The following is a 12,202-nucleotide window of genomic DNA, read 5'->3' as shown; positions in this document are numbered from 1 at the left end:
TCACGGCTTCTTATTGGAATGGGCGGATTATCCGTGGCGGCCGGGGCGCTGGGAAGCCGCCCCCCTGCGCTCACAGCCGCGGACGCTTGGCCGCGCCGCTGCGCGCCTTGGCCATGGCCGCCAGGCGCACCGCGACGTTGGCCGCACCATAACCGACATAGCCGTTCTTGCGCTGGATGACCTCGAAGAAGAAGCGCTCCTCGAACGGCTCGGTGTACACGTGGAACAGCTCGCCGCCCTGGGCGTCGCGGTCGTAGAGCACGTTGTAGTAGGCCAGCTCGCTCAAGAACTCGTCGTCGAAGTCGAAGCGCGCGGCCAGGTCGTCGTAGTAGTTCAGCGGGATTTCCAGCAGCGGCACGCCGGCCTCCTTGGCCCGCGCCACCTCGGCGAAGATGTCCTCGCAGGAGAAGGCGATATGATGCACGCCGGAGCCACGGTAGCTGGACAGCGCGTGGGCGATGGCGGTGTTGCGGTTCTCCGAGATGTTCAGCGGCAGGCGCACCGAGCTGCAGCGGCTGCGCAGCGCGCGGCTCTTGACCAGGCCGTAGGGGTCGGGCAGCACCACCTCGTCGTCGGCCTCGAAGTCCAGCAGGCTCTTGTAGAACAGCACCCAGCTGTCCAGCGACTCGGCCGGCAGCGCCAGGGCCATGTGGTCGATGCGCTGCAGGCCGCCGGCGGCCACGGCGTTCGGGTCCAGCTTGAAGTCGGTGTCGTAGATGGTCTGCCCGGCGCCGGCCTGCTCCACCAGGTAGATCAGGCTGCCGTCGGGGGCGCGCACCGCGGGGATTTCCCGCTCGTTGGGGCCGACCAGGCCGCGATAGGGCTGGCCGCGGTAGTCGCAGGCGCGCTGCAGGGCGGCGGCCTCGTGCTTCACCCGCAGCGCGGTGGCGCACAGCGACGGGCCATGGGCCTCGAAGAAGTTGTGGGCGAAGGAATAGGGCTCGGCGTTGAGCACGATATTGATATCGCCCTGACGCAGCAGGCTGACCTCCTTGGAGCGGTGCTGGCCGGCGCGGGCGAAGCCCAGGCGCTCCAGCCAGCCGGCCAGGCGCGCGCCGACCGCCTCGTCGACGGCGAATTCGAGAAACTCCACGCCGTCGTAACGGCTGGCCGGCGGCGGGGTGAACAGCACGCCGGGCTCGATCGCCAGGCCTTCCTTGTCCAGGCGCTTGGCGGTCTTCTCTTCCAGATAGAGCAGCGAACGCAGGCCGTCGGCGGCGTTCTGCCGCGGCGGCGCGGCGCGGAAGCCGTCGTTGAAGATTTCCAGCGACAGCGGGCCGCGGTAGCCGGTGCGCAGGATCGGCGCGAGAAAGCCGGCCAGGTCGAACTCGCCCTGCCCCGGGAAGCAGCGGAAATGCCGGCTCCACTCCAGCACGTCCATGGCCAGCAGCGGCGCGTCGGCCATCTGCACGAAGAATATCTTGTCGCCGGGAATCTCGGCGATGGCGGCCGGGTCGCCCTTGAGCGACAGAGTGTGAAAGCTGTCGAGGATCACCCCCAGCGCCGGGTGGTCGGCCTGGCGCACCAGCTTCCACACCTGCTGGTAGGTGTTGACGTGGCGGCCCCAGGCCAGGGCCTCGTAGCCGATGCGCAGGCCACGCGCGCCGGCGCGCTCGGCGAGCAGGCGCAGGTCGTCGACGAGGATCTCCTCGTCGCCCAGGGAGTCGGCGGCGACATTGCTGCACACCAGCACCAGGTCGGTGCCGAGTTCCTGCATCAGGTCGAACTTGCGCTCGGCGCGGTCGAGGTTGCGCGCCAGGCGGTCGCGCCGGCAGCCCTCGAAGTCGCGAAACGGCTGGAACAGGGTGATGGCCAGGCCGAGGTCGGCGCAGCGCTTGCGAATCTCGCTGGGGCTGCCGTCGTAGTAGAGCAGGTCGTTCTCGAAGATCTCCACGCCGTCGAAGCCGGCGGCGGCGATGGCTTCGAGTTTTTCCGGCAGGGTACCGCTCAGGGAGACGGTGGCAATCGAACGCTGCATGCTGCAACTCCTGGTTGGGGACGCCGGCGCTCAGCGGCGGCGCGGTGCCGGGGGTTGCGGCGCTGGCCGCACGACCCATGCACCCGCCGACCAGGTGCCAGTCAGGGTGAAAGGATTATTGGCGCAGTCGCACGGCGCGGTAAACCTAAATGTACGAACCGGTTAGTTTTCCGTGCGTTTATCGAACAGAAGCCGGCTTGGCGAATTGACCCTGGGCATGCCCGCTGCGCACCATCTCCAGCGAATCGCCAGCCGGCCGGTGCCAGTCACCCCTGCGCCTGACGACAGGCGCGCCGCCCACGGGCGCGCGCCGACAGCGTTGTGCCATAACAATTTCAAGATTCGGGTTCCTACGATGTTCATAGTCACTGCCGTATTCGCCTGCCCTTCCCTGCCTGCCCTCGCGCGCGCCGACAGCGCCCCGCAGCCACGCCTGCGACGCCCAGCGGCCCACGGCTGACCGCTCGCCCCTGCCAGACCGGCAATCCCGCGCGCCCCCGGTGGCGCCGATACCCGCAGCGTGGCGCCCGCGGCACCCCGTCCGCCCGCCCACATGCCCGACTCCTAGTCCGACTGGCGCACGTCCAGTCACCGAATGGATGGCCATGCCGATGAACCACTCCCCCAGCACCACCCTGCCCGCCGCCGGCCTTGGCCAAGGCGGAATCGGCGACAAGATCCGCGGCGCCATGGCCGTCGGCAAGACGCGCTGGGGCATGCTCGCCCTGGTGTTCTTCGCCACCACCCTGAACTACATCGACCGCGCCGCCCTCGGCATCATGCAGCCGGTACTGGCCGAGGAGATGAGCTGGACGGCGATGGACTACGCCAACATCAACTTCTGGTTCCAGGTCGGCTATGCGGTGGGTTTCCTGCTGCAGGGCCGCTTCATCGACAAGGTCGGGGTGAAGCGCGCGTTCTTCCTCGCGGTGCTGCTCTGGAGCCTGGCCACCGGTGCCCACGGCCTGGCCACCTCGGCGGTCGGCTTCATGATCTGCCGCTTCATCCTCGGCCTGACCGAGGCGGCCAACTACCCGGCCTGCGTCAAGACCACGCGCATCTGGTTCCCGGCCGGCGAGCGCGCCATCGCCACCGGCATCTTCAACGCCGGCACCAACGTCGGCGCCATGGTCACCCCGGCGCTGCTGCCGCTGATCCTGCATGTCTGGGGCTGGCAGGCGGCATTCGTCAGCATGGGCCTGCTCGGCCTGGTCTGGCTGGTGTTCTGGGCCCTGAAGTACTTCAACCCGGAAGATCACCCCAGCCTCAAGCGCAGCGAGCTGGCGTACATCCAGCAGGAGGTCGAACCCGAGCCGAGCAAGGTCGCCCTGGCGCGTATCCTGCGCATGCGCGGCACCTGGGCCTTCGCCCTGGCCTACGCGATCACCGCCCCGGTGTTCTGGTTCTACCTCTACTGGCTGCCGCCCTTCCTCAACGAGCAGTACGACCTGGGCATCAGCGTCACCCAGATGGGCATCCCGCTGATCCTGATCTGGCTCACCGCCGACTTCGGCAGCATCGGCGGCGGCATCCTCTCGTCCTGGCTGATCGGCCGCGGCATGCGCGCCACCACCGCACGCCTGCTGTCCATGCTGCTGTTCGCCTGCACCATCGTCAGCGTGGTGTTCGCCGCCAACGCCAGCGGCCTGTGGGTCGCGGTGCTGGCCATCGCCCTCGCCGTGGGCGCGCACCAGGCCTGGACCGCGAACATCTGGAGCCTGGTGATGGACTACACGCCCAAGCACATGATGAGCACCGTGTTCGGCTTCGGCGGCATGTGCGCGGCCATCGGCGGCATGTTCATGACGCAGATCGTCGGCTACGTGCTGACGGTGACGCACAACAACTATGCCCTGCTGTTCAGCGCGATCCCGGCGACCTACTTCCTCGCCCTGCTGTGGCTGTACCTGATGGCGCCGCGTCGGCTCAGCAGCGAGTCCGCCGGCTAAACGCGACGTTGCCGGTTCAGCCGCGGCGCTGCTGCCAGGCCGCCGCCAGCCCGCTCAGGCAGATCAGGGCGATGCCCACCAGCCCGGCCAGGTCCGGGACATGGCCGAACAGCAGCGCGCCGAGCAGGCCGGCGAAGACGATCTGGCCGTAGCCGAAGGGCGCCAGCAGCGCCGGCGGCGCGTGGCGAAAGGCCTGGGTGAGGAACAGGTGCGCGGCCATGCCGCAGCCGCCCAGCGCCAGCATCCACAGGGCGTGCGCCAGGCTCGGCAGCTGCCAGAAGAACGGCACCAAGGCGCTCATCAGCAGCGTGTTGCACAGCCCGGCGAAGAAGTTGCTGGTGGTGGCGCTGTCGCTCTCGCTGAGCTTGCGCGTCAGCAACTGGTAGAGGCTGAAGCACAGCGCCGAGGCCAGCGGCAGCAGCACCGCCGGGGTGAACAGCGCGCCGCCGGGGTGGACGATGATCAGCACCCCAGCGAAACCGGCCAGCACGGCCGCCCACTGGCCGCGACTGACCGCCTCGCCGAGCAGCGGCACGGACAACGCGGTGACCAGCAGCGGGGCGAGGAAATTCACCGCAGTGGCCTCGGCCAACGGCAGGAACAGCAGGCCGCTGGTGAACAGCAGGCTGGTGGCGCCCAGGCACAGCGCGCGCAGCAGCTGCAGGCCGGGACGCCGGCTACGCAGTACGCGCAGCCCCGATTGGGGCAGGAAGATGACCGCCATCAGCAGGCTGTGCACCAGGTAGCGCGCCCACACCACCATGACCACCGGGTAGAAGCCGGACAGGTACTTGGACAGCGCGTCGTGGCTGGCGAACAGCAAGGTCGCCAGCAGCACCAGGGCGATACCGGCCAGCGGCCGCGCCGGCGCGCCGTCCAGGCTGGCGGCCACGGCTACAACCGCGCCAACAGCGTGCGGCTCTTGTCCAGCGCCAGCTGCGCCCGCTCCAGCGCGCCGACGCCCTGCTCCAGCAGCTGGCGGGTGGGAATCTCCAGGCTCAGCGGGATGTTCGCCGGCAGGCTGCGCAGCAGGCCGAGCAGGTCGCAGTCGCCGTCGCCGGGAAAGCGCCGTTCGTTGCGCGCCTGGCGCAGGATCTCGGCCATGTCGGCCGGGCGCGGCCCGGCCACGTCGCACAGCTGGGCGTAGCGCAGGCGCGCGGCCGGCAGCGCGGCGAGATCCGCCAGGCGCGAGGCGCTGCGGTCGAAGTGGAAGGCATCGACCAGCACACAGCCGTTGGCCCGGTCCGCCGCGGCGACGATGCGCGCCGCCTGGCGCAGGTCGCGGGCGTCGGTCCAGGGCATGAATTCCAGGTGCGGATGCAGGCCGTAGGGCGCGGAAAGGTCGCACAGGGCGGCGAAGTTGGCGGTCAGGCGCGCCTCGTCCGCATCGTTGCCGGCCACCAGCAGCTCGCTGGCGCCCAGCTCGGCGCCGGCGGCGAGGATGGCCTCGAACTCGGCGACGCGAGTCTCGGGCTTCAGCCGCAGGATCTCCACGTCGAGCACGCGGATACCGGTATCGCGCAGGCGCTGGCGGGTCTGCGCGCGCAGCCCGGCGTCGGCCAGCAGGGGGAAGTGCTGCTCCTCCGGCGTGGCCGGCACCAGGCGCAGGCCGACGTGGCTGTAGCCGGCGCGGGCGGCCACCTCGACCATCTGCGGCGGCGACAACTCGAGCACGGTGAGGGCGGCCAGGGAGAAAATGCGTTGGCTCATGGACTCTACTCTTCAGACGATCTGCGGGGCGCAGGCGCGACCGGATTCGGCGGCCTGGCGGATGGCTTCGACCAGCGCCAGGGTGCGCCCGGCGTCCTCGGCGCCGACCAGCGGCGCGGCCTGGCCGCGGGTGACCTCGAGGAAATGCTGCAGCTGACGACGCAGCGCCTCGCCGGCGGCGAACGGCTCCTGCACCTGCAGCAGCGGCTCGTGCCAGCCGGCGCCGGCCTCGGCGTAGTGCCAGCGCTTGAGCTGGGGGATGCTCAGCGCGCCCGCGGTGCCGGCCAGCAGGTAGCAGGGCTGCTCGGCCTGGCGCGGGTAGACCGGGTTCTCGCCGGAATCCAGCTCCCAGCTCCAGGGCGCCGCCACCGCGTCGGAGCCGGTCAGGCTGCCCAGGGCACCGCTGGCGAACTGCAGCAGGATGGCGGCGCTGTCCTCGTTGGCGAAGCCACGCACGCCGTTGCTGGTGAAGGCCTGCACCTGGCGCACCTCGCCGCACAGGTGGCGCAGCAGGTCGAGGTCGTGGATCAGGTTGGTCAGCAGCAGCCCGGCGCCGGCCTCGCGGCGCCAGGGGATGGCGTAGTAGCTGTCGGGCTTGCGCAGCTGCCACAGCGCGGTGACGGTGGTCAGGCGGCCGAGCGCGCCCGCCTCGATCAGCTCGCGGGCGCGCACGATCAGCGGGTTGTGCCGGCGGTGATGGCCGACCAGCACCGGCACGCCGCTGGCGCGGCTGGCGGCGACCAGCTCGCGCACCTCGTCCAGGTGCACGCCCACCGGTTTCTCCAGCAGCACCGGCACCCCGGCGGCGAGGCAGTCCAGCGCGGTGGCGACGTGCAGGGCATTGGGGTTGGCGATGATCGCCGCCTCGGGGCGCGCCGCGGCGAGCATCTGCCGGTGCTCGGCGAAATGCGCCACGCCGCACTGCGCGGCGAACTCGGCGGCCTGCGGGCCGGGATCGGCGATGGCGCAGAGCTGCGCCTCGGGCAGCTGGCGCAGGTGCTGCAGGTGCTGGCGGCCCATGACGCCGGCGCCGATCAGGGCGATACGCAGGGGGGAAGTCACGCGGGCGATCCTCTTGTCGTCGTCGAAGCGGAAGGCCAGGGGCTGACCTCTTTTTTAATTTAGAACTCAGTTCCAAAAAATTCGCAAGGCGAAAATGGCGACGATGGATTGCCTTTGGTCGGTAGTCGGCGGGGAAGATGCGGGGCGAGGGTCACTCCCGGATTGCATCCGGGCTACCGATCGGCGGCAGCTCGTGTGGGAGGCGCTTCAGCGGCGACACCAACAGGCGTCCGTCGCGGCTGAAGCCCTTCCCACAGCCTGCCCGATGCCAGTTCGTAGGGCGGATGTCGCTGTTCACATCCGCCAAAACGGTGGATCGGTAAAGCGCGATCCACCCTAGGTCCAGACGAGGCGCAGGGCGGGTATCCCGCCGCGAGGGGGCTCAGGCGAACAGTTCGGAAGCCGGGCTGGCGGCGGACAGTTCTGCGGCGGCGGCCAGCAGCTGCGGCGCCAGTGCGTGCAGGCGCGCCAGCGGCAGGCGCGCGCTGGGCCCGGCGATGCTGAGCACGCCGATCACCCGGTCGTCCAGCGGATGGCGCACCACCGCGGCCAGCGCCGAGGTGCCCAGCGAAGCGCTCTCCACCACCCAGGCGTACCCCTTCTCGCGGGCCAGGGCCAGGCGTTCGAGCAGCTCCTGCTCGCTGCGCGGCGCGTTGGGGCCGAACTCGGCCGGGTCGGCGATGCCCTGGCGCGCCACCAGCGCCAGCGCCTGCTCATCGCTCATGCTGGCCAGCCAGGCATGCCCGGAGGCGGTGTAGAACAGCGGCGCGTCGCGGCCCATGTCCGGGTCGTAGCGCAGACCGGAGCGGGCGCCCTGGCTCTTGGCGATCCAGGTCTGCCGCTCGCCGTCGATCACCCCCAGGCGCACCAGCTCACCGCTGTCCTCGGCCAGGCGGTCGAGGATCGGCTGCACCACATCGGCGCCGCTGCTGGCCAGGTAGCGAAAGCCCAGCGCCACCAGCTTGGTCGACAGCCGATAGCGGCTGGTCTGCGCGTCCTGGCGCACGTAGCCGAGGCGGATCAGCTCGGCGAGCATACGGTGGGTGGCGCTCTTGGGGATGTCCAGCTCGTCGGCCAGGCTCTGCATGGGCAGGCCGTGGGCGTCGCGGGTGAGGCTTTCGAGGAGGCTGAGCGCGCGTTCGATCTGACTGCCGGCCATGGGAGATCCCTGCTGAATTTGCCGCGATTCTAGGAGACAGCGACCACCGGAGGCGAGCCCCAGGCTGGATGAGAATCGGCAGACGGGCGATACTGCCCGCGCCACGACGAATGTACTAACCGGTTCGTTCTTGTTCGGTTATCGAACAAAACCCGGTTTGGCGAATTGAAATGGCCAGGGGCTCGGCCCACTATTCCGAGCACGCCCTGAAGCGAAGTCGTTTTCTGCCTGCTGCCATCCGACTTCGAAAACTCAGTAGCCAATAAATATAAAAAGGTCGATTGCCATGTCACAGCCCCTGCACCTGCGTGCCCCGGCAACCCCCGCAACCGCGCCGGCCGTTGCCCACTCCTCCAGCCTCGCGCTCGACGGCCGCGCCTCCCCGTCGCCCGCTGCCCTTGCCGTTCTCGCCTGCCTTGGCTGCCAGCTGCCGCCGCGCGCTGCGCTGCGAGCGCGACTGGCCCACGCGGCCTGACGACCATCCGTATCCGGACCGCGTCGCGGTTCCCCAGCCTGTCGGAGCAAGCGCATGAACAAGACAGAAAAAATGCTGGTCGGCGAACGCAGCTTCTGCGTGCTGCTGCTGGTCTTCAGCCTGGCCATCCTCTATCTGGCCTACCAGATCGCCGGCTTCAGTTCGGCCAACTCGCCAGGCGCCTTCCCCCTCGGCGTCGGCCTGGTGATGCTGCTGGCGGCACTGAAGATCGGTGCCGAGACGCTGGCCAAGGCCAAGCCCGATTGCAGCGGCTGGCTGGATGCCTTCGGCCAGTTCCGCCGCGCGCATTTTCCCCGCCGCACGCTGATCTTCGCCGTGCTGGCGGTGGCCTACCTGGCCGCCATCCAGTGGATCAGCTTCTACCTCAGCACCTTCCTGTTCCTGGTGCTGTCGATCGTCTACCTGCGCCGCGGCCGGGTGGTCGCGGCGGTACTGATCGCCGCCCTGTTGCTGCTGTTGATCTACCTGCTGTTCACCCTGGCCTTCAGCGTTTACCTGCCATAACGAGGCACCCGAGATGAGCGATACCTTTTCCTATCTGCTGATGGCCTGGAGCGACCCGCAGCTGCTGCTGCTGACCGCCCTGGGAACCTTCGCCGGCATCTACATCGGCGCCATCCCGGGTCTGTCGGTGACCATGGCGGTGTCGATCCTGGTGTCCTTCACCTTCTCCTGGGAGGTCAACGACGCCCTCGCCCTGATCGTCGGCATCTTTATCGGCGGCGTCTATGGCGGCTCGCGCAGCGCCATCTTGCTGAACATCCCCGGCGCGCCGTCGTCGGTGGCCACCGCCTTCGACGGCTACCCGCTGGCGCAGCAGGGCGAGGCCGGTCGCGCCATCGGCCTGAGCACGGTGATGTCGGTGATCGGCGGCCTGGTCGGCACCCTGATGCTGGCCAGCGCGGCGCCGCTGATCGGCGATCTGGCGCTGAAATTCGCCCCGCGCGACTACTTCCTGGTGGCCGCCATCGGCCTGCTGCTGGTCGGCAGCCTGGCCGAGGGTTCGCTGGCCAAGGGCATCTTCGCCGCCGCCCTGGGCGCGGTGATCGGTCTGGTCGGCATGGACCCGGTGACCGCCGAGGGGCGCTTCACCCTGGGTCAGGTCGAGCTGATGGGCGGCATCCACTACGTGGTGCTGATGATCGGCCTGTTCGGCGTGGCCGAGGCCTTCTACCAGCTGCACAACCTGGACAGCCCGGTGGTGCGGCAGAAGGTCGACAAGATCCTGCCGTCCTTCGCCATGGTGCTGAAGTTCCTGCCGCTGTCGATCCGCACCTCGATCATCGGCGTGGTGGTCGGCGTGCTGCCCGGGGTCGGCGGCGACATCGCCGCGCTGATGGCCTACGACCATGCCAAGCGCACCGTGAAGAATCCCAGCAGACCCTTCGGCAAGGGCGCCTACGAGGGCCTGGTGGCGCCGGAAACCGCCAACAGCGCGGCGGTCGGCGGTGCCTACGTGCCGATGCTGACCCTCGGCATGCCGGGCGATGCGGTGACCGCGGTGATCATCGGCGCGCTGGTGATCCACGGCCTCAACCCCGGCCCGATGCTGATGGTGGAGAACCCGCACATTTTCTACTTCACCGTCGGCAACCTGCTGCTGGCCAACGTCTTCCTGATGATCTTCGGCCTGATGGGCATCAAGCTGTTCGCCAAGTTCGTCGAGATGCCCAAGGCCGTGCTGATCCCGCTGATCCTGGTGCTCTGCGTGGTCGGCACCTACTCGATCAACAGCAGCATGACCGAGGTGTACTGGATGCTCGGCTTCGGCCTGCTCGGCTACCTGCTGAAGATCTTCGGCTTCCAGATGGGCCCGATCATCCTCGGCGCCATCCTCGGCCCGCTGATGGACACTTCCTACCGCCAGGCCATGTCCTCGGCCGGCGACAACCCGCTGGAGCTGCTGCAGGGCCTGGTCACCAGCCCGCTGTCGCTGATCCTCAGCAGCGCCGTGGTGCTGATCCTGCTGGGCAACACCTCGCTGCTGAAGAAACTCAAATCCAAGTTCAAGACCGCGGTCGCCCGCGGCTGACCTGGCAAGGCAAGGTGCGCCCCGGCCGACAGGGGCTTACAACAACAATCCGATGGAGAATCTCCACATGTTCAAAGCTCTACTGACCGGCGCCGCCCTCGGCCTCAGCGCCCTGACCCTGGCCCTGCCGGCCCACGCCGAATACCCCGAGCGCAGCATCCAGGCGGTGATTCCCTGGGGTGCCGGCGGCGCCACCGACAACGTGATGCGCAGCCTGACCCCCTACGTGGAGAAGGAGCTGGGCGGCAAGCTGATCCTCAACAACCGCCCCGGCGGCACTGCGGTGATCGGCAGCACCTTCGTCAAGCAGCAACGCCCGAACGGCTACACCATCCTGCTCGGCGCCGAGAACCCGCAGCTGTACCCGGTGCTGGGCCTGGCCGACTTCGACTACAGCGACTTCTACCCGGTCAACATCATCGGCCAGAACGTGGTGGTGATCGCCGCCAACGCCGAGGCGCCGTTCAACACCATGGGCGAGCTGCTGGCCGCCGCCAAGGCCAATCCGGACAGCCTGCGCATGGGCTCCACCGGCGCCGGCGGCCTGCCGAGCACGGTCAGCGCGATGATCAACGCGGTGGACGAGCTGAAAGTGCGTGAAGTGACCTTCGGCGGCGACGGCCCCGGCATCACCGCGCTGATGGGCAAGCACATCGACTTCATGCCGCTGAGCCTGGCCGCCGCCCGCGAACTGGTACGCAGCGGCAAGCTCAAGGCGCTGGCCGTGTTCGCCACCGAGGAAACCCCGGAACTGCCGGGCGTCGAGCCGATCACCAAGTCCCTGCCGGCGATCGCCGAGTACCTGCCCTGGGGTCCGTTCTGGGGCGCCTTCGTGCACAAGGACACCCCGGACGAGGTCAAGCAGAAGCTGGTCGAGGCCTACGCCAAGGCCGTGGCCAACGAGGAGTTTCAGGGCTTTTTGAAGAACTTCGGCGCGCAGAGCCTGAACCTCAACGGCGCCGAGGCCGAGGACTTCCTCAAGCGCTGGCAGTCGGTCACCACTTGGTCGATGTACAAGGCCAAGGCCATCGAGATCGCCCCGGACTCGGTCGGTATCGCCAAGCCCTGAGACGGCGCTGAAACGAGCCGCCGGCGAACGCCGGCGGTCATTCCCCTCCCCTGCTGCTTTTTCCGCATCCGCTGCGGTGGAGGGATTCGTGCGCCCCGAAAATCAGTCACCACGAGGAACCATAACAATGAAAAACGCCGTCTCCCGTCTGCTCCCCAGCGCCCTGGCCGTGATCGCCGCCCTGCCGACCGGCGCCCAGGCCGCCGGCTTCGTCGAGGACGCCAAGGTCTCGCTGAACCTGCGCAACTACTACTTCAACCGCAACTACCTCAACGGCACCGACCCACTGATCCAGGGTGAGCGCCAGGGCCAGGCCGAAGGCTGGACCCAGAGCTTCATCCTCGACGCCCGCTCCGGCTTCACCGAGGGCACCGTCGGCTTCGGCCTCGACCTGCTCGGCCTGTACAGCGTCAAGCTGGACGGCAACCGCGGCGCGGCCAACAGCCAGCTGCTGCCGATCCACGACGACGGCCAGGCCGCCGACGACTTCGGCCGCACCGCGGTGGCCGCCAAGGCGAAGCTGTCCAAGACCGAGCTGAAGGTCGGCGAGTGGTTCGCCGTGCTGCCGATCCTCCGCGCCGACGACGGCCGCTCGCTGCCGCAGACCTTCCAGGGCGCCCAGCTGACCTCCAACGAGATCGACGGCCTGACCCTCTACGGTGGCCAGTTCTGGAAGAACAGCCAGCGCCACGACGCCAGCCGCGAAGAGATGAGCTTCGGCGGCGTCGAGGGCGACGACTTCAACTT

10 protein-coding genes are annotated in these 12,202 nt (G+C 68.8%); 5 read left to right on the top strand and 5 right to left on the bottom strand.

Annotated elements, in window-relative coordinates; translation table 11 throughout:
• Positions 1 to 70: 70 nt before the first annotated feature.
• Positions 71 to 1,978, bottom strand: a complete 1,908-nt coding sequence (quiC, locus tag EA796_RS06620; protein ID WP_122108025.1) for a 3-dehydroshikimate dehydratase QuiC — start codon at positions 1,976 to 1,978, stop codon at positions 71 to 73.
• A gap of 611 nt (positions 1,979 to 2,589) precedes the next feature.
• Between quiC and EA796_RS06615 the strand changes: the two genes are divergently transcribed.
• Positions 2,590 to 3,927 (top strand): MFS transporter, encoded by a 1,338-nt coding sequence (locus EA796_RS06615; RefSeq protein WP_122108024.1) that lies wholly within the window; start codon positions 2,590 to 2,592, stop codon positions 3,925 to 3,927.
• Between the two features lie 16 nt (positions 3,928 to 3,943).
• Here the strand turns inward: EA796_RS06615 and EA796_RS06610 are convergent, their stop codons facing one another.
• From EA796_RS06610 to EA796_RS06595, 4 genes are all read right to left on the bottom strand, one after another.
• Positions 3,944 to 4,819, bottom strand: a complete 876-nt coding sequence (locus tag EA796_RS06610) for a DMT family transporter (protein ID WP_122108023.1) — start codon at positions 4,817 to 4,819, stop codon at positions 3,944 to 3,946.
• A gap of 2 nt (positions 4,820 to 4,821) precedes the next feature.
• Complete coding sequence (locus EA796_RS06605) at positions 4,822 to 5,637, bottom strand: sugar phosphate isomerase/epimerase (RefSeq protein WP_122108022.1); 816 nt, start codon at positions 5,635 to 5,637, stop codon at positions 4,822 to 4,824.
• A gap of 12 nt (positions 5,638 to 5,649) precedes the next feature.
• Positions 5,650 to 6,699: a Gfo/Idh/MocA family protein gene (locus EA796_RS06600; RefSeq protein ID WP_122108021.1), complete on the bottom strand. Its 1,050-nt coding sequence runs from the start codon at positions 6,697 to 6,699 to the stop codon at positions 5,650 to 5,652.
• Between the two features lie 382 nt (positions 6,700 to 7,081).
• Positions 7,082 to 7,858, bottom strand: a complete 777-nt coding sequence (locus EA796_RS06595; RefSeq protein WP_122108020.1) for an IclR family transcriptional regulator — start codon at positions 7,856 to 7,858, stop codon at positions 7,082 to 7,084.
• A gap of 529 nt (positions 7,859 to 8,387) precedes the next feature.
• Between EA796_RS06595 and EA796_RS06590 the strand changes: the two genes are divergently transcribed.
• The 4 genes from EA796_RS06590 to EA796_RS06575 all read left to right on the top strand — a co-directional run.
• On the top strand, positions 8,388 to 8,858 hold the full coding sequence (locus EA796_RS06590; RefSeq protein ID WP_122108019.1) for a tripartite tricarboxylate transporter TctB family protein: 471 nt from the start codon (positions 8,388 to 8,390) through the stop codon (positions 8,856 to 8,858).
• 13 nt (positions 8,859 to 8,871) lie between these two features.
• Positions 8,872 to 10,386 (top strand): tripartite tricarboxylate transporter permease, encoded by a 1,515-nt coding sequence (locus EA796_RS06585; RefSeq protein ID WP_122108018.1) that lies wholly within the window; start codon positions 8,872 to 8,874, stop codon positions 10,384 to 10,386.
• Positions 10,387 to 10,453: 67 nt separating this feature from the next.
• Entirely contained in the window at positions 10,454 to 11,455 is a 1,002-nt protein-coding gene (locus EA796_RS06580; RefSeq protein ID WP_021444420.1) for a tripartite tricarboxylate transporter substrate binding protein, read from the top strand.
• Positions 11,456 to 11,582: 127 nt separating this feature from the next.
• On the top strand, positions 11,583 to 12,202 hold a 620-nt coding region (locus tag EA796_RS06575; RefSeq protein ID WP_122108017.1), incomplete at its 3' end, for an OprD family outer membrane porin.

The sequence above is a fragment of the Pseudomonas sp. AOB-7 genome, from assembly GCF_003696305.1.
Classification (GTDB): domain Bacteria; phylum Pseudomonadota; class Gammaproteobacteria; order Pseudomonadales; family Pseudomonadaceae; genus Aquipseudomonas.
This window is presented reverse-complemented; position numbering and strand designations above follow the sequence as displayed.

What these genes read in the sequence shown, in the direction of transcription:
- quiC (WP_122108025.1), bottom strand. Translation starts at nt 1,978, where the DNA reads ATGCAGCGTTCGATTGCCACCGTCTCCCTGAGCGGTACCCTGCCGGAA.
- EA796_RS06580 (WP_021444420.1), top strand. Translation starts at nt 10,454, where the DNA reads ATGTTCAAAGCTCTACTGACCGGCGCCGCCCTCGGCCTCAGCGCCCTG.
- EA796_RS06615 (WP_122108024.1), top strand. Translation starts at nt 2,590, where the DNA reads ATGAACCACTCCCCCAGCACCACCCTGCCCGCCGCCGGCCTTGGCCAA.
- EA796_RS06605 (WP_122108022.1), bottom strand. Translation starts at nt 5,637, where the DNA reads ATGAGCCAACGCATTTTCTCCCTGGCCGCCCTCACCGTGCTCGAGTTG.
- EA796_RS06595 (WP_122108020.1), bottom strand. Translation starts at nt 7,858, where the DNA reads ATGGCCGGCAGTCAGATCGAACGCGCGCTCAGCCTCCTCGAAAGCCTC.
- EA796_RS06585 (WP_122108018.1), top strand. Translation starts at nt 8,872, where the DNA reads ATGAGCGATACCTTTTCCTATCTGCTGATGGCCTGGAGCGACCCGCAG.
- EA796_RS06590 (WP_122108019.1), top strand. Translation starts at nt 8,388, where the DNA reads ATGAACAAGACAGAAAAAATGCTGGTCGGCGAACGCAGCTTCTGCGTG.